We start from the raw sequence: 15970 nt of genomic DNA, 5'->3' as shown, positions 1-15970 counted from the left end.
CGCCCGATCACCCCGTACGCGCCGCGGCGGGCCGGGGCGGTGCGGGAGCCGCCGTCAGCGTTCCACCGAGCACCCCGGCCACCGTCCGCGTCCCCGCCACCGCCCACGCCGCCACCAGGACCGCGTACAGCGCCGCGGAGAGCCACGCCGGCGCGTCCAGCCCGGTGTGGCGCGCCAGCCCGGCCGCCCCGGTGACGCACGTGCCGACCGGGAAGGTGAAGGCCCACCACGTCATCGAGAACCCCATCCCGTCGCGCACCGCCCGCACCACCAGGGCCGCCGCCAGCGCCAGCCACAGCAGCGCGAAACCCGTCACCGGCACCCCGTACACCACCGCGAACGCCTCGAACGCCGAGGCGTACGGAGCCCCGACCGCGCCCCGAGCGGCGTCGGCGAGCTGGTTGACCGCGGTCGTGGACTGCCCGAGCGGCCCCAGGACCAGGAACAGCGTCGGGGCCGCCGCCGGCGGCAGCGGGCCGTGGTGGACCAGCCGCGCGAAGACCAGCGGCAGCACGACCAACGTCGCCAGCAGCGACAGGCCGAACATCGCGTAGCAGGCCAGGAGCAGCGTCGCGCGCCCCTGCCCGGCGGGGACGCGGGGCGCCAGCAGCGCGCCCTGCGAGGCCGAGACCATCGGCGCGACCAGGGGCAGCAGCCAGACCGGCGACGCGGCGCCGGGCGCGGGGCGATGGCGTACGACCATGAGGTACGGCACCGCCACCGCCGCCGCCAGCCCCACCGCCGTCCCGGCCGTGAACAGCACCGCGTCCACCGCGAGCGCGGCCCGCGCGCCCACCACGTCCCGGCCTGCCACCAGCGTCGCCCCGCCGACGGCGAGCAGCGCCATGGACAGGCAGCCGTAGAAGGGGGCGACGGCCGGGTCCAGCAGATGGGCGCGGGCCTGATCGCGGTGGCAGAGCCAGTGCCCGGCCCGCGCGGCGAGGACCACCGCGAGCAGGACCGCCGAGAGCGCCCACACGAGCGAGCAGGCGGCCCGCAGTCCGGGGACGGGGAACGGGAGCGCCGCGCCCGCGCTCGCGACGATCGCCGTGCCCATGACGCTCGCGTACCAGTTCGGGCCGATGTGCCGCAGCGACGGCAGCCGCGTCCTGCGGGGGAGGGCGGCGGGCTGCACCGGGGTCCGGGTCTGCGGGAGGACGGCCATGCCGCGAGTCTTCGCGCCCGCGCCCGCGCCCACCAGGGACCCCGTTCCTATGAGGTCATAAGCTGGCTTGATGACCGGCGACCCGCACACCCCCCGCGCCCCCCTCGCCCACCGGGTCCCCGACCTCGGGGCGCTGGAGCTGCTGCTGGCCGTCGCCCGCCACGGCAGCCTCGGCCGGGCCGCGCGGGACGTCGGCGTCACCCAGCCCGCCGCCTCCAGCCGCGTCCGCTCCATGGAACGGCAGCTCGGCGTCGCCCTGCTGGACCGCTCCCCGCGCGGCTCCCGGCTCACCGAGGCGGGTGCGCTGGTCACCGACTGGGCGCGCCGGATCGTCGAGGCCGCCGAGGCGTTCGACGCGGGCGCGCAGGCGCTGCGCGACCGCCGCGACTCCCGGCTGCGGGTGGCCGCCAGCATGACCATCGCCGAGTACCTGCTGCCGGGCTGGCTGATCGCACTGCGCGCGCAGCGGCCGGACACCGCGGTCTCGCTCCTGGCCGGCAACTCCGCGGCCGTCGCCCGGCGCCTGGTCGCCGGCGAGGCCGACCTGGGCTTCGTCGAGGGGCTGTCGACACCCGAGGGCCTCGACGGCACCGTCATCGCCCATGACCGGCTGGTCGTGGCGGTCGCCCCCGTCCACCCGTGGGCCCGCCGCACCGCCCCGCTCCCGCCCGGCGAACTCGCCGCCGCCCCGCTCATCCTGCGCGAGCACGGCTCCGGCACCCGCCAGGTCCTGGACGCCGCGCTCGCCGTGCACGGGGGCCTGGCCCGGCCGCTGTTGGAGCTGTCCTCCACCACGGCGGTCAAGGGCGCGGCCGAGTCCGGCGCCGGCCCCTGCGTCCTCAGCGAGCTGGCCGTCGGCGAGGAGCTGGCCGCCCGCCGCCTGGTGCGGGTCCCCGTCGCGGGCGTACGGCTGCGCCGCCAACTGCGCGCCGTGTGGCCCGCGGGCCACCGGCCCACCGGCCCGGCCCGCGACCTGCTCGCCCTGACCGGCCGCCCCGCCTGACCCCGCGCACCTTTCGGGGGCGGCGGAGCCGGACCCTAGAGTGGTCGGCATGAGTCACGTGACGCCGCCCGGCTGGTATCCGGACACGGGTGCACCCGGCGCCGAACGCTGGTGGGACGGCACGGCCTGGACCGCCCACACCCGTCCGCTCACCGCGGCCCACCCCGCGCCCGGCGCGGCGGTCCCCGCCCCGCCGCTGCCCCTGCCGCACCAGCGCGCCGCCCCGGACGGCTCCGGGAGCGGCGGGAGGCGCGGGAGGGCCGCGGCGCTCACGCTCTGCGGCGTGCTGGTCCTGGCCGCCGCCGCCACGGGGGCCGTCCTGCTGGCCCGCGGCGACAGCGGTGCGGAGGCCGCCCCGGCGGCGACGGCCTCCGCGCCGGCGCCCGCCGCGCTGCCCACGACGGCCGTCCCCTCCGCCGGGCCCGACCCGGCCGAGGACCCCTCCGTCCTGGTCGACCAGCTCAACGGGATCACCCTGCCGGTGCCGGACGGCTGGGAGAAGCCGGCCGGCACCGCCGAGGACGTGCCCACCATCCGCACGGCGCAGGCCCACGACTGCCCCGAGTCCTCCGCGAGCTTCTGCCACCACGGCACCGTCACCACCCGAACGGCCCAGGCGGGGGAGAGCGACCCCGAGGCCCTGGCCGAGGCCGACATCGCCGCCGCGGCCGAACGGGCCTACGGAGAGGACCTCGTCGGCCGGCGCACCCACGGCGGCATCACGTCCCACGAGGTGCTCACGTCGGAAGCGGTGGCCGTCGCCGGGCGCACCGGACACCTGGTGCGCTGGCGGGTGACCACCGGCAAGGGCCCCGGCGGTGTGGTGCAGTCCCTCGCCTTCCCCTCGGCGGTGGGCAGCGAGTCCCCGGTGATCGTCCGGTTCGCCTTCGACGCGGGCGTGCCGGGGCTGCCGCTCTCCCTGATGGACACGATCACCCGCTCCATCCGCCCTCTCGGGGACAGCGCGACCGGCGGCGGCGTGGGCGCGTCGATCGGCCCCTGAGCACCGGCCGCCGGGCGGGGCCGGCCGGTCAGAGGAAGGTGCGGCCCTCGCCCCGGTACGTCGGAACCTCCGCCACCACCCGGTCGCCCTCGACCAGGTGCAGCGCGGCGAACCGCTCGCACAGCTCCCCGGCCTTGGCGTGCCGGAACCACACCTTGTCGCCGATCAGCAGGTCGTCGGCGGGCGAGCCCAGCAGCGGCGTCTGCACCTCGCCCGCGCCCTCCCTCGGGTCGTACCGCAGCCCCTCGGGCAGATACGGCGCCGGCGACCGGTCCGCGCCGGCCGCGCCGGACGCCGGATAGCCGCCGCCCAGCACCGTCACCACCCCGACGCCCGGCCGCCGCACCACGGGCTGGGCGAACAGGGCCGCCGGGCGGCCGGTGAACGACGTGTAGTCGTCGAACAGCCGGGGCACGTACAGCCCCGATCCGGCGGCTATCTCCGTCACCGCCGCCTCGGCCGCCGTGTGCTGCACGCTGCCGGTGCCGCCGCCGTTGACGAACTCCAGGTCCGGCGCGACCGCGCGGACCGCCCGCACCGCCTCGGCCCGCCGCACCGCCAGCTCCCTGCGGGCGGCGGCCTGCATCAGCCGGATCGCCCGCGCCCGCAGCGGCCGCCCCGCGGGCGCGTCGCCGACGCCCGCCACATGGCCCTCGTACGCCATCAGCCCCACCAGCCGGAACCCCGGCCTGCGCGCCACCGACCGGGCCAGGTCGGCCAGGAGCGCGGGGGAGTGCAGCGGGGAGCGCAGGGCCCCGACGCGTATCCGGCCCCCCAGCAGCCGCAGCGAGGCGTCCAGCTCCAGGCAGACCCGGATCTCCTCCCGCCCCCCGGCCCGCGACGCGTCGATCAGCTCCAACTGCGCGGGGTCGTCGACCGTCACCGTCACCGAGGCGGCCAGCTTCGGATCGGCGGCCAGCTCGGCGAACGCCGCCCGGTCGGCCGACGGATAGGCCAGCAGGACGTCCTCGAACCCGGCCCGCGCCAGCCACACCGACTCCGCCAGCGTGAACGACATCACCCCGGCGAATCCGGGGCGCGCGAGCACCCGCTCCAGCAGGGCCCGGCACCGCACCGACTTGCTCGCCACCCGCACCGGCTTCCCCGCCGCCCGGCCCACCAGATCGTCGGCGTTGGCGTCGAACGCGTCGAGGTCGACGACCGCGACCGGGGCGTCGAGATGGGCGGTGGCCCGGTCGTACCGGGTCCGGTCAGCGGCGCGGGCAGTCATGGCCGCAGCTTGCCAGAGAGCCTCCGCCACTGGGTAGGGGCGCGTTCGCGGCAGATCACCGCCCACCGGGGCGTCCCGTCCCCCGAGGCCCGCCCGCAGCCCGTAGAGTGTCGGCACGCGAGCACCGCCGGGCCTGCCGGGGCGGTGCTCCGCAGTGGTCGGTACGAGCATGTTGTACGCAGGGGGCCCGATGAGTACCGAAGCGCGGCGCGCTCCCGTGCCGCCCCGCCCGAGCGCCCCTCCCGCCCCGCCGCCCCCGTTCCGGTCCGCCGCGGGAACCGTCCCGCCGCCCCCGTACGCCCCGCCGGCCCGGTACGGCCACCCGCTGCCGCCCGACCCGGCCGGCCCCCTCCCCGCCCCGCCCCGGCGGGGGTGGCGCGGCGCCTCGGCCGCCGCCTGCGTGGTGCTCGGGCTCGGCCTGATCGGCGGGGCGGCCACCGGCGCCTGGCTGACCGGCGACTCCTCGGCCGAGCCCACCCGCACCCCGTACGCCGTCGGCCGCGCGGCCTGGCACAGCGTCCCCGTCGACACGCTTTTCCCGCCCACGCTCCACGGCCGGGGGGCGGGCCCCGGCTCCACCCACCGCACCTGGACCCGGCTCGCCGTCGCCGCCGACAGCACCTGCGCCGAGGGCATGGACCCCCTCCTCCTCGCCGCCCTGCGGCCCGTCGGCTGCGCACGGCTGGTGCGCGCCACCTACACCGACGCCACCCGCTCCGGCGTCACCACCGTGGGCCTGGTCTTCACCGAGGCCGACGCCCCGGCGATGCGCGCCCTGCGCGCCCGGTTCGCCGAACAGGGGCTCGCCGCGCGCAGGGACCTCATGCCGCGCCCGTACGCCCCCCGGGGCGGCGTCGCCGCCTCCTTCGGCGACCGGCAGCGCGCCAGTTGGACGGTCAACCCGCTCACCGAGATCCCCGTCGTCGTCCTCGCGGTCTCCGGCTTCGCGGACGGCCGCCCCGTCGACGCCCCGCAGCCCGCGGCCGCGGCCATGGCGGAGGGGGCTGCGACGGACGTCGCCCAGGCCGGGCTGGGCCACGAGGCGAAGGGCATCGCGGACCGGGTGGAACGAGGGCTGCGCACGACCGTCGCCGCCCTCGCGGAGCCGCCGGCGTGACCCGGCGCCCCCGCCGCGTGCTCGCCGCGGCCTGCGCCGCCGCCGTCCTCGCGCTCGCCCCCGCCGCCCCCGCCCGCGCGGACGCCATCCGGGACCAGCAGTGGGCCCTCGCCGCCCTGCGCACCGACCGCGCCTGGCAGACCACGCGGGGGCAGGGCGTCACCGTCGCCGTCCTGGACACCGGGGTCGACGACGCCCACCCCGACCTGGCGGGCCAGGTGCTCCCCGGCAAGGACCTCGTCGGCTTCGGCGCCGGGCGCGGCGACGCCTCCTGGGCCCTGCACGGCACCGCGATGGCCGGGATCATCGCCGGACGCGGCAACGGGCCGGGGCGCGCCGACGGCGTCCTCGGCATCGCCCCGGAGGCCCGCATCCTGCCGGTCCGGGTGATCCTGGAGTCCAAGGACCCGGCTCGCGCCAAGGCCCGCACGTCCCGCGGCACCGCGCTCGCCGACGGCATCCGCTGGGCCGCGGACCACGGCGCCGACGTCATCAACCTCTCGCTGGGCGACGACAGCGAGTCCGCCCACCCCGATCCCGGCGAGGACTCCGCCATCCAGTACGCCCTGGCCAAGGGGGTCCCCGTCATCGCCTCGGCCGGCAACGGCGGCGAGAAGGGCGACCGGGCCTCCTACCCCGCCGCGTACCCCGGAGTGATCGCCGTCGCCGCCGTCGACCGGCACGGCGCGCACGCCCCGTTCTCCACCCGCCGCTGGTACGCCACCGTCAGCGCCCCCGGCGTCGACATCGTGGTCGCCAACCCCGACGGCCACTACTACATCGAGTGGGGCACCTCGGCCGCCGCCGCCTTCGTCTCGGGCGCGGTCGCGCTGGTCCGCGCCGCCCACCCCGGACTCAGCCCGGCCCAGATCAAGGAACTGCTCGCCGACACCGCCCGCGACGCCCCCGCGGCGGGGCGCGACGACGCCCGCGGCTACGGCGTCGTCGATCCGGCGGCGGCCGTGGAGGCGGGGGCCCGGCTGCGCCCGGCGGACGTGCGCGCTCAGGCCGGGCCGACCGGGCACCGGGGGCGCTACTTCGGCGCGGGCCCCACCCCGCCCGCCCCCGGGGAGGCGGCGGCCCACTGGGCGGCCCCGCTCGCGGGCGGCCTCGGCGCGGTGCTGCTGGCCCTCGCCGTGGTCCTGTGGCGCGGCCGGAACACCGGTGGCGCCTGAGCGGGCCGGCGCGTCTCCCTGCCGTCCGGACGGCAGGGACCAGGCACTACGCTCGTCCCGTGGAGCTCAAGAACATCCCGGACCCCGGTTTCTCCGACGACGACGGCTCGGCGCCGCCCGCTCTGACGCGGGCGCTGGAGGCCTGGTCCCGAGACCGGAGCGCCGTCGGCCCGGTCCTCGCGGCCCTGCGCGGCGCCCGGCTCCTGGTCCCCGTCGTCGCCGTCCTCGGCGAGGTCGAGGAGGACGAGCGGGGGCTGCGGCGCGAGAAGACCAGCGACATGGCCGTCCCCACTCTCCAGGCGGGCGACCGGCGCGCGCTCCCCGCCTTCACCTCGACGGACTCCCTGGCCCGCTGGGACCCCGACGCCCGCCCCGTCGCCGTACCGCTGCACCAGGCGCTCCAGGCCGCCGCCCACGAGAAGGCCGACACCGTCGTGCTGGACCTGGCCGGCCCCGTCGCCTTCGAGCTGACCGGGCAGGCGCTCCTGGCGCTCGCCGAGAACCGCGCCAGCACCGACCCGCTCCAGGACCCCGCGGTGGTCGCCGCCGTGCGCGAGGCCGTGGCGGCCGAGCCCGCCGTCGTCCGGGCCCACCTCGGCCCCGGCAGCGCGGACGGCACCCTCGCCCTCGTCCTCGCCCCGGACGCGTCGCCCGCCGAGGCGGCCCGCCGGGTCGCCGGCGCGCTCTCGGCCAGCGAGGTCCTGCGGGCCCGGCTGGTCAGCGGCCTCGACCTCGCCGTGCTGCCCGCCGGGGCGTCGGCGCCGGGCGAGCCCCTGTTCGTCCGCTGACGCGACGGAGCCCGCCGCCCCGCGCGGGGCGGCGGGCTCCGTCGTACGCGGAAGGAGGGCGGTCAGCCGTAGACGGGGCCGGTGTACTTCTCACCGGGGCCCTGGCCCACCTCGTCCGGCACCAGCGAGGCCTCGCGGAAGGCCAACTGGAGCGACTTCAGGCCGTCGCGCAGCGGCGAGGCGTGGAAGGAGCTGATCTCCGTGGCACTCGCGTCCAGCAGGCCGGCCAGGGCGTGCACCAGCTTCCGGGCCTCGTCCAGGTCCTTGTGCTCCTCGCCCTCCTCGGTCAGGCCGAGCTTGACGGCGGCCGCGCTCATCAGGTTGACGGCGACCGTCACGATCACCTCGACCGCGGGGACCTCCGCGATGTCGCGGGCCATGTCGTCGAAGCCGGGGCTGTCACTGCTGGGGGTCGCGTCGCTCATGCCCCACACGATAAGGCCAGGCCGCGGCCCTCCCGTCGGCGGGAGCCAGGAGACGGAGGATTGGTGCACGCGTGGGCGGGGTGCTAACCTTGTGTAACGACCGGCCGGACACCTATGTGCCCGGCCCACAAGTGGAGGCTCCGATCTCCCACCTGGCCGCCCCGAGGGGCGGCGGGTCACCGGTCAGGCGGCGACCATCGTTCCGTACGGACGATGGGCCCGCCCGATAGCCCCGCGGTTCACCGCGGCGGTGTTCCGGTAGTTCCTGGAGCCCCGCCTGTGTCCCGTCCGGGGCATTTTTGCGCTTCCGGCTCGGTTGGTCTCACGAAAACAGACGTTACGCGGCTGTCCGCCAGACGGCCGCGTGGTGCTACCGAGGAGGATCCATCAGCGCCGAGCCCCGCATCAACGACCGGATTCGCGTTCCCGAGGTGCGACTTGTCGGGCCCAGCGGCGAGCAGGTCGGGATCGTTCCGCTTGCCAAGGCCCTGGAACTCGCACAGGAGTACGACCTCGACCTGGTCGAGGTGGCGGCGACCGCCCGTCCGCCCGTGTGCAAGCTCATGGACTACGGGAAGTTCAAGTACGAGTCGGCCATGAAGGCCCGTGAGGCGCGCAAGAACCAGGCGCACACGGTCATCAAGGAGATGAAGCTCCGGCCGAAGATCGACCCGCACGACTATGACACCAAGAAGGGTCATGTCGTCAGGTTCCTCAAGCAGGGCGACAAGGTCAAGATCACGATCATGTTCCGTGGTCGTGAGCAGTCCCGCCCCGAACTGGGCTTCCGACTGCTTCAGCGTCTCGCTTCGGACGTCGAGGACCTCGGCTTCATCGAGTCGAGCCCGAAGCAGGACGGCCGGAACATGATCATGGTTCTGGGCCCGCACAAGAAGAAGACCGAAGCCATGGCCGAGGCCCGCGAGGCCCAGGCCGCCCGCAAGGCGGAGCGTCAGGGTTCGTCCGACGCCGCGTCCGAGGGCGACACCGCCGAGGCTCCGGCCGACGCGGCCGAGGCTCCGGCCGAGACACCCTCCGAGGCGTGACCTCCGGGGCCGCCAACCAGGCGGCCCCAGGGTCCCCCCGGAGTCCCATAGAGATCTGACGCCCCTGCTGTCCGGTGCCCCGCATCGTGAGGGGCGCCACTGACGAGGAGAGAACGGCGCGATGCCGAAGAACAAGACGCACAGCGGTGCCAGCAAGCGCTTCAAGATCACCGGCTCCGGCAAGGTGCTCCGCGAGAGGGCCGGCAAGCGCCACCTTCTCGAGCACAAGTCGTCCAAGAAGACCCGCTCGCTGACCGGCACGGTCGTCGTGGCTCCGGCCGACGCCAAGAAGATCAAGAAGCTTCTCGGCAAGTGAGGCCCGGCCTCCGGCGCACGCCGGAGGCGGGACCTCGATCACACCGGGACCAATTCGTTTCCGGGCCGTGTGACGACCACCACGGCCCCGCTACAAGGAGTTAACAAGTGGCACGCGTCAAGCGGGCAGTCAACGCCCACAAGAAGCGCCGGGCGATCCTCGAAGCCGCCAGCGGCTACCGCGGTCAGCGCTCGCGTCTGTACCGCAAGGCCAAGGAGCAGGTCACCCACTCCCTGGTCTACAACTACAACGACCGCAAGAAGCGCAAGGGCGACTTCCGTCAGCTCTGGATCCAGCGCATCAACGCCGCCGCCCGCCAGAACGGCATGACGTACAACCGCCTCATCCAGGGGCTGAAGGCCGCCAACATCGAGGTGGACCGCAAGATCCTGGCCGAGCTCGCGGTCAACGACGCCAACGCGTTCGCCGCCCTCGTCGAGGTCGCTCAGAAGGCCCTCCCGAGCGACGTCAACGCCCCGAAGGCCGCCTGATCCAGGCGCCCCTTCCAGGTAAGCGAACCGGACCCGCAGGCGCACGCCGCCTGCGGGTCCGGTGCGTCGGACCCGCCGGGCACCCCCACCGACACAGCCGTACGCAGAGAGGCTCGCCGCCGACCATGGGCACCCCCGAACTGATCTCCCCGCGTTCCCCGCGCGTCGCCGCCGCCCGCCGGCTGGCCAGACGGAACTTCCGCGGCAAGGAGCGCAGGTTCATCGCCGAGGGACCGCAGGCCGTGCGCGAGGCCGCCGCCCACCGGGGGAGCGACGGCGGGCCGACCCTCGTCGAGCTGTTCGCCACCCCCGAGGCCGCCGACCGGTACGCCGACATCGTCGCGTCCGCCCACGCGGCGGGCGCCCGCGTCCACCTGGCCGACGACGGCGTCCTCGCCGACGTCTCGCAGACCGTCACCCCGCAGGGCCTGATCGGCGTCTGCCGCTTCCTGGACTCCCCCTTCGAGGAGATCCTCGCGGCCCGGCCCGCCCTGGTGGCCGTCCTGGCCAACGTGCGCGACCCCGGCAACGCCGGCACGGTGCTGCGCTGCGCCGACGCGGCGGGCGCGGACGCCGTGGTGCTGACCGACGCCTCGGTCGACCTCTACAACCCCAAGTCCGTGCGCGCCTCGGTCGGCTCGCTCTTCCACCTGCCCGTCGCGGTGGGCGTCCCCGTCGACCAGGCCGTACGGGGCCTGCGCGACGCCGGGGTGCGCATCCTCGCCGCCGACGGGGCCGGGGCCGACGACCTGGACGACGAGCTGGACGCGGGCACCATGGGCACCCCCACCGCCTGGATCTTCGGCAACGAGGCCTGGGGGCTCCCGGAGGAGACCCGCGCGCTCGCCGACGCCGTCGTCCGGGTGCCGATCCACGGCAAGGCCGAGAGCCTCAACCTGGCCACCGCGGCCGCCGTCTGCCTCTACGCCTCGGCGCGCGCCCAGCGCCCCCGGCGCACCCCCGACGCGTGACGGAGCACGCCGCCCGACGGCCGCCACCGGGCGGCGCGGGCCATGCGCCCCCCCTCCCGCGGCGCACCCCCGCCGCACGCCCCCCGCAGGGTGTCGCCGCTTCGCCCGTCACTAGTAGGGTGACGGGCGCGGGGGCCCACTGCGCCGGTTCGAGAGGTGGGGATACGGGAGGATGGCTGTCGGCATGAGTTCGCCGCGTCCACCGCACACCGCTGCCCAGCGCGCCGGGGACGGGCAGCCGGCCCCGGACGGCGGCCCCGGCACCGCCGTCGACCCCGACGACCTGCCCGACGGCCTCGTCGTCGCCGACGAGCGCGGACGCGTCGTCTGCTTCAACGCCGCAGCCGCCCGCATCACCGCCACCCCCCGCGCCGAAGCGCTCGGCCGCCCCCTGGACGCCGCCCTGCCGCTGGAGGACCTCAAGGGCAAGCGCTGGTGGCCCCTGACCGACCCCTACGGCGGCCTCGCCACCCGCACCGGCCAGCCCGAGCGCAACCTGCTGCTCCCCGGCGGCCGCGAGGTCCTCGTCTCCGCCCGCTACGTACGCGACCGGCCCGCCGGCCCGGTCCGCCGGGTCGTGGTCTGCCTGCGCGGCACCGAGGCCCGCCGCCGCACCGAGCGCAGCCACGCGGAGCTGATCGCCACCGTCGCCCACGAGCTGCGCTCGCCGCTCACCTCGGTCAAGGGCTTCACCGCCACCCTGCTGGCCAAGTGGGAGCGGTTCACCGACGACCAGAAGCGGCTGATGCTGGAGACCGTCGACGCGGACGCCGGCCGGGTCACCCGGCTCATCGCCGAACTGCTCGACATCTCCCGCATCGACTCCGGCCGCCTGGAGCTCCGCCGCCAGATGGTCGACGTCCGCGCCGCCGTCGAGCGCCACGTCCAGGCCCTCACCGCGGGCGGCCAGGACCCCGACCGCTTCCACGTGCGCACCCGAGGGCCGCTGCCCGACCTGTGGGCCGACCCCGACAAGGTCGACCAGGTCCTCGGCAACCTCCTGGAAAACGCGGTGCGCCACGGCGAGGGAACCGTCACCATCGAGGTCGCACCGGCGCCCGCGCCGGGGACCAGAGACGAGACGGGAACGGCTGTCACCGTGAGCGACGAAGGACCGGGCATCCCCGAGGAGTCGATGAGCCGCGTCTTCACCCGCTTCTGGCGGGGGAGCAAGCGCGGCGGCACCGGCCTCGGCCTCTACATCGTCAAGGGCATCGTCGAGGCGCACGGCGGCACGATCACCGTCCGCCGGGGGCCCGGCGGCGGCGCCCAGTTCCGCCTCGTCCTGCCGGTCAGCGCCCCCGCGCACCTGACCTGGAACGGCGGCAGGAGGGGCTGAGCGCCCCGCGGGCCCGGCGACCGCCCGGCGGCCCGTAGACTCGACCTTTGGCACCTTTGCGTCCTGCGGTCTCCAGCGGGGCCGCGCCACCAGCCAATCGGAAGCACGGGAAGAGATGTCGGCACCGAACAAGTCGTACGACCCAGTCGAGGTCGAGGCACTGAAACCGGAAGAGATCGAGCGCCTGCGGGACGAGGCGTTCGCCGCCTTCGCCGCCGCCGGCGACCTCGACGCGCTCGCCCAGGCGAAGACCGCGCACACCGGAAGCGCCTCGCCGCTGTCCCTCGCCAACCGCGAGATCGGCGCCCTGCCCCCGCAGGCCAAGGCCGAGGCGGGCAAGCGCGTGGGCCAGGCCCGCGGAGCCGTCTCCAAGGCGCTCGCCGCCCGGCAGGCCGAGCTGGAGGCCGAGCGGGACGCCCGCGTGCTCGTCGAGGAGGCCGTGGACGTCACGCTGCCCTACGACCGCGTACCCGCGGGCGCCCGCCACCCCCTCACGACGATGATGGAGCGCGTCGCGGACGTCTTCGTGGCCATGGGCTACGAGATCGCCGAGGGCCCCGAGGCCGAGGCGGAGTGGTTCAACTTCGACGCCCTGAACTTCGTGCCGGACCACCCGGCCCGCCAGATGCAGGACACCTTCTTCGTCCAGGGCGCCACCCCCGACGGCAGGCTGACCGAGGGCGACGAGTCCGGCGTGGTGCTGCGCACGCACACCTCGCCGGTCCAGGCCCGCTCCCTGCTGGAGCGCACGCCGCCCGTCTACGTGGTCTGCCCCGGCCGGGTCTACCGCACCGACGAGCTGGACGCCACGCACACCCCGGTCTTCCACCAGATCGAGCTGCTCGCCGTCGACGAGGGCCTGACCATGGCCGACCTCAAGGGCACCCTCGACCACATGGTCCAGGCGCTCTTCGGGCCGGACATGAAGACCCGGCTGCGGCCGAACTTCTTCCCGTTCACCGAGCCGTCCGCCGAGATGGACATGGTCTGCTACGTCTGCCGCGGCGAGTCCGTCGGCAACCCGGACCGCCCCTGCCGCACCTGCGGCAGCGAGGGCTGGATCGAGCTGGGCGGCTGCGGCATGGTCAACCCCAAGGTGCTCACCGCCTGCGGCGTCGACCCCCGGAAGTACAGCGGATTCGCCTTCGGGTTCGGCATCGAACGGATGCTGATGTTCCGCCACAACGTCGAGGACATGCGAGACATGGTCGAGGGCGACGTCCGGTTCACCCGGCCGTTCGGGATGGAGATCTGATGCGCGTCCCGCTTTCCTGGCTGCGGGAGTACGTCGACCTGCCGGCGACGGAGACCGGCCGTGACGTACAGGCCAAGCTCGTCTCCGTCGGGCTGGAGGTCGAGACCGTCGAGCAGATCGGGGCGGGCCTCAAGGGCCCCCTGGTCGTCGGCGAGGTCCTGACCATCGAGGAGCTGGAGGGCTTCAAGAAGCCCATCCGCTTCTGCACCGTCGACGTCGGCTCCGCCAACGGCACCGGCGAACCGCAGGAGATCGTCTGCGGCGCCCGCAACTTCTCCGTCGGCGACAAGGTCGTCGTCGTCCTGCCCGGCGCGGTCCTGCCCGGCGACTTCGCGATCGCCGCCCGCAAGACGTACGGCAAGACCTCGCACGGCATGATCTGCTCCACCGACGAGCTGGGCATGGGCGACGACGGGACGCAGGGCATCATCGTGCTCCCGCCGGAGCACGAGGCCGGCGCCGACGCGATCGAGCTGCTCCAGCTCGTCGACGAGGTCCTCGACATCGCCGTCACCCCCGACCGGGGCTACTGCCTGTCGATGCGCGGCGTCGCCCGCGAGACCGCCACCGCGTACGGGCTGCCGCTGCGCGACCCGGCGCTCCTGGACGTGCCCGCGCCCAACGCGTACGGCTACCCGGTCCGGATCTCCGAGCCCACCCGCTGCGACCGTTTCACCGCGCGCACCGTCACCGGCCTCCAGCCCGAGGCCCGCACGCCGATCTGGCTGAGCCGCCGCCTCCAGAAGGCCGGGATGCGGCCCGTCTCGCTGGCCGTGGACGTCACCAACTACGTGATGCTGGAGCTCGGCCAGCCGCTGCACGCCTACGACCGCGGCCGCCTCGCCGGACCCATCGGCGTGCGCCGCGCCCAGCAGGGCGAGAAGCTGACCACGCTGGACGGCGCCGTGCGCGTGCTGGACGCCGAGGACCTGGTCATCACCGACGAGCGCGGGCCGATCGGCCTCGCGGGCGTCATGGGCGGCGCGAACACCGAGATCGCCGACGGCGAGGACGGGCACACCGCCGAGGTCGTCATCGAGGCCGCGCACTTCGACCCGATCTCGATCGCCCGCACCGCCCGCCGCCACAAGCTCTCCTCCGAGGCGTCCAAGCGCTTCGAGCGGGGCGTCGACCCGCAGGCCGCCGCCGCCGCCGCGCAGCGCACCGTCGACCTGCTGGTCCTCCTGGCGGGTGGCACCGCCGAGGCCGGGGTCACCGAGATCACCGCGCCCTCCGCCCCGCGCACCGTCGCCATGCCGGCCGACCACCCGGACCGGGTCGCCGGCGTCGCCTACGGCCGCGAGACCGTCGTCCGCCGCCTCCAGGAGGTCGGCTGCGACGTCTACGGGCAGGACGAGCTGATCGTCACCGTCCCGTCCTGGCGGCCCGACCTGAGCGAGCCGAACGACCTGGCCGAAGAGGTCATCCGGCTGGAGGGCTACGAGAACCTGCCCTCCACCCTGCCGACGCCCCCCTCCGGCCGCGGGCTCACCGACCGCCAGCGGCTGCACCGCCGCATCGGGCGCGCGCTGGCCGCCGCCGGGTACGTCGAGGCGCTGAGCTACCCCTTCATCGGGGACGCCGTGCTGGACCAGCTCGGCCTGGAGGCGGACGACGCCCGCCGCCGCACGGTCAAGCTCGTCAACCCGCTCTCCGACGAGGAGCCGGCGCTGCGCACCACGCTGCTGCCGGGCCTCCTGGGCGCGCTGCGGCGCAACGACGGCCGCGGCGGCCACGACCTCGCGCTGTTCGAGACCGGTCTCGTCTTCCGGCCCACCGGCGAGGAGACGGCCGCCGTCCGGCTCCCCGTCGACCGCCGGCCCACCGACGAGGAGGTCGCCGCCCTGGACGCGGCCCTGCCGCGGCAGCCGCGCCGCGCCGCCGTCGTCCTCGCGGGGGCCCGCGAGCAGGCCGGCTGGTGGGGTAAGGGGACCCCGGCGACCTGGGCGGACGCCGTCGAGGCAGCCCGGACCATCGCCGCGGAGGCCGGAGTCGAGGTCACGGTCCGCGCCGACCGGCACGCCCCGTGGCACCCCGGCCGCTGCGCCGCGCTGTACGTCACCGTGGACGGCGAGGAGACCCTCTTCGGCCACGCCGGCGAACTGCACCCGCGGGTCGTCAAGGCGCTCCACCTGCCCGAGCGGACCTGCGCCGCCGAGGTCGAGCTGGACGTGCTGGAGCGGGCCGTCGACGGCCCGCTCGAGGCGCCCAGGATCTCCACGTTCCCGGTCGCGACCCAGGACGTGGCCCTCGTCGTCGCCGAGGACGTCCCGGCCGCCGAGGTGGAGCGGGCGCTGCGCGAGGGCGCGGGCGGGCTCCTGGAGTCGCTGCGCCTGTTCGACGTCTTCACCGGCGAGCAGATCGGCGGGGGCAACAAGTCCCTGGCGTACGCGCTGCGCTTCCGCGCCGCCGACCGCACGCTGACCGTCGAGGAGGCGTCCGCCGCCCGCGACAGCGCGGTCGCCCTCGCCGCCGAGCGCACGGGCGCGGTGCTGCGCGGGGCGTAGCACCGTCGTGAGCGTGGGGAAGGGGGGCGTCCGACCGGACGCGCCCCCTCCCTTTCCCCCCGCCCCCCCCGCGCGCCCGACGGAGGAGGCCCGAAAAAGACGGGCCCCCCACCGCTCTGGGGGGGGGTCCCCCCTTTT

Annotated in this window: 15 protein-coding genes; 12 read left to right on the top strand and 3 right to left on the bottom strand. The window is 75.8% G+C overall.

Annotated elements, in window-relative coordinates; genetic code table 11:
• Positions 1 to 7 precede the first annotated feature (7 nt).
• Positions 8 to 1165, bottom strand: coding sequence for a TDT family transporter (locus tag ACZ6EJ_RS17615; RefSeq protein WP_469268029.1), 1158 nt, complete (start codon positions 1163 to 1165; stop codon positions 8 to 10).
• A 70-nt stretch (positions 1166 to 1235) separates the two neighbouring features.
• Here ACZ6EJ_RS17615 and ACZ6EJ_RS17610 point away from each other — a divergent pair, with 70 nt between their 5' ends.
• Together ACZ6EJ_RS17610 and ACZ6EJ_RS17605 are read left to right on the top strand one after the other, a co-directional pair.
• Positions 1236 to 2168 carry a LysR family transcriptional regulator gene (locus ACZ6EJ_RS17610; protein WP_469268028.1) on the top strand — a complete coding sequence of 311 codons (933 nt, stop codon included), beginning with the start codon at positions 1236 to 1238 and terminating at the stop codon, positions 2166 to 2168.
• 49 nt (positions 2169 to 2217) lie between these two features.
• Positions 2218 to 3171 (top strand): DUF2510 domain-containing protein, encoded by a 954-nt coding sequence (locus ACZ6EJ_RS17605; RefSeq protein ID WP_469268027.1) that lies wholly within the window; start codon positions 2218 to 2220, stop codon positions 3169 to 3171.
• Between the two features lie 28 nt (positions 3172 to 3199).
• Here the strand turns inward: ACZ6EJ_RS17605 and ACZ6EJ_RS17600 are convergent, their stop codons facing one another.
• The gene (locus ACZ6EJ_RS17600; protein WP_469268025.1) at positions 3200 to 4402 is read right to left on the bottom strand and encodes an amino acid deaminase/aldolase; all 1203 of its coding nucleotides are present in this window, start codon (positions 4400 to 4402) and stop codon (positions 3200 to 3202) included.
• 190 nt (positions 4403 to 4592) lie between these two features.
• On the opposite strand from ACZ6EJ_RS17600, the gene ACZ6EJ_RS17595 reads away from it, so the two are divergent.
• Genes ACZ6EJ_RS17595 through ACZ6EJ_RS17585 form a run of 3 tightly spaced genes read left to right on the top strand, consistent with a single transcriptional unit; the run spans position 4593 to position 7482 of the window.
• Entirely contained in the window at positions 4593 to 5519 is a 927-nt protein-coding gene (locus tag ACZ6EJ_RS17595; RefSeq protein ID WP_469268024.1) for a hypothetical protein, read from the top strand.
• Complete coding sequence (gene mycP / locus ACZ6EJ_RS17590) at positions 5516 to 6694, top strand: type VII secretion-associated serine protease mycosin (protein ID WP_469268023.1); 1179 nt, start codon at positions 5516 to 5518, stop codon at positions 6692 to 6694. Before ACZ6EJ_RS17595 ends, mycP begins: the two co-directional genes overlap by 4 nt.
• A gap of 59 nt (positions 6695 to 6753) precedes the next feature.
• Positions 6754 to 7482 (top strand): SseB family protein, encoded by a 729-nt coding sequence (locus tag ACZ6EJ_RS17585; RefSeq protein WP_469268021.1) that lies wholly within the window; start codon positions 6754 to 6756, stop codon positions 7480 to 7482.
• A gap of 62 nt (positions 7483 to 7544) precedes the next feature.
• On the opposite strand, the gene ACZ6EJ_RS17580 is transcribed toward ACZ6EJ_RS17585, so the two are convergent.
• Positions 7545 to 7907 (bottom strand): DUF1844 domain-containing protein, encoded by a 363-nt coding sequence (locus tag ACZ6EJ_RS17580; RefSeq protein WP_469268020.1) that lies wholly within the window; start codon positions 7905 to 7907, stop codon positions 7545 to 7547.
• Between the two features lie 386 nt (positions 7908 to 8293).
• On the opposite strand from ACZ6EJ_RS17580, the gene infC reads away from it, so the two are divergent.
• The 7 genes from infC (at position 8294) to pheT (ending at position 15832) form a co-directional block, all read left to right on the top strand.
• Complete coding sequence (infC, locus tag ACZ6EJ_RS17575) at positions 8294 to 8953, top strand: translation initiation factor IF-3 (protein WP_469268102.1); 660 nt, start codon at positions 8294 to 8296, stop codon at positions 8951 to 8953.
• Positions 8954 to 9074: 121 nt separating this feature from the next.
• A complete protein-coding gene (rpmI, locus tag ACZ6EJ_RS17570; protein ID WP_003970213.1) occupies positions 9075 to 9269 on the top strand; it encodes a 50S ribosomal protein L35 in 195 nt (64 codons plus the stop codon).
• Positions 9270 to 9376: 107 nt separating this feature from the next.
• Positions 9377 to 9760, top strand: coding sequence for a 50S ribosomal protein L20 (gene rplT, locus ACZ6EJ_RS17565; protein ID WP_003970214.1), 384 nt, complete (start codon positions 9377 to 9379; stop codon positions 9758 to 9760).
• Between the two features lie 125 nt (positions 9761 to 9885).
• Positions 9886 to 10731 (top strand): TrmH family RNA methyltransferase, encoded by an 846-nt coding sequence (locus tag ACZ6EJ_RS17560; RefSeq protein WP_469268018.1) that lies wholly within the window; start codon positions 9886 to 9888, stop codon positions 10729 to 10731.
• 172 nt (positions 10732 to 10903) lie between these two features.
• On the top strand, positions 10904 to 12070 hold the full coding sequence (locus ACZ6EJ_RS17555) for a sensor histidine kinase (protein WP_469268017.1): 1167 nt from the start codon (positions 10904 to 10906) through the stop codon (positions 12068 to 12070).
• Between the two features lie 115 nt (positions 12071 to 12185).
• Positions 12186 to 13325 (top strand): phenylalanine--tRNA ligase subunit alpha, encoded by a 1140-nt coding sequence (gene pheS, locus ACZ6EJ_RS17550; RefSeq protein ID WP_469268015.1) that lies wholly within the window; start codon positions 12186 to 12188, stop codon positions 13323 to 13325.
• Positions 13325 to 15832 carry a phenylalanine--tRNA ligase subunit beta gene (gene pheT / locus ACZ6EJ_RS17545; RefSeq protein WP_469268014.1) on the top strand — a complete coding sequence of 836 codons (2508 nt, stop codon included), beginning with the start codon at positions 13325 to 13327 and terminating at the stop codon, positions 15830 to 15832. Before pheS ends, pheT begins: the two co-directional genes overlap by 1 nt.
• Positions 15833 to 15970: the final 138 nt, after the last annotated feature.

Source organism: Streptomyces sp. NPDC041970 (assembly GCF_055588985.1).
The sequence above is the reverse complement of the archived record's forward strand: the minus strand, read 5'-3'. Positions and strand labels throughout refer to the sequence as shown.

Coding starts and splice junctions, on each gene's coding strand:
- ACZ6EJ_RS17615 (WP_469268029.1), bottom strand. CDS start 1,165: ATGGCCGTCCTCCCGCAGACCCGGACCCCGGTGCAGCCCGCCGCCCTC.
- ACZ6EJ_RS17610 (WP_469268028.1), top strand. CDS start 1,236: ATGACCGGCGACCCGCACACCCCCCGCGCCCCCCTCGCCCACCGGGTC.
- ACZ6EJ_RS17605 (WP_469268027.1), top strand. CDS start 2,218: ATGAGTCACGTGACGCCGCCCGGCTGGTATCCGGACACGGGTGCACCC.
- ACZ6EJ_RS17600 (WP_469268025.1), bottom strand. CDS start 4,402: ATGACTGCCCGCGCCGCTGACCGGACCCGGTACGACCGGGCCACCGCC.
- ACZ6EJ_RS17595 (WP_469268024.1), top strand. CDS start 4,593: ATGAGTACCGAAGCGCGGCGCGCTCCCGTGCCGCCCCGCCCGAGCGCC.
- ACZ6EJ_RS17580 (WP_469268020.1), bottom strand. CDS start 7,907: ATGAGCGACGCGACCCCCAGCAGTGACAGCCCCGGCTTCGACGACATG.
- rpmI (WP_003970213.1), top strand. CDS start 9,075: ATGCCGAAGAACAAGACGCACAGCGGTGCCAGCAAGCGCTTCAAGATC.
- ACZ6EJ_RS17560 (WP_469268018.1), top strand. CDS start 9,886: ATGGGCACCCCCGAACTGATCTCCCCGCGTTCCCCGCGCGTCGCCGCC.
- ACZ6EJ_RS17555 (WP_469268017.1), top strand. CDS start 10,904: ATGGCTGTCGGCATGAGTTCGCCGCGTCCACCGCACACCGCTGCCCAG.
- pheS (WP_469268015.1), top strand. CDS start 12,186: ATGTCGGCACCGAACAAGTCGTACGACCCAGTCGAGGTCGAGGCACTG.
- pheT (WP_469268014.1), top strand. CDS start 13,325: ATGCGCGTCCCGCTTTCCTGGCTGCGGGAGTACGTCGACCTGCCGGCG.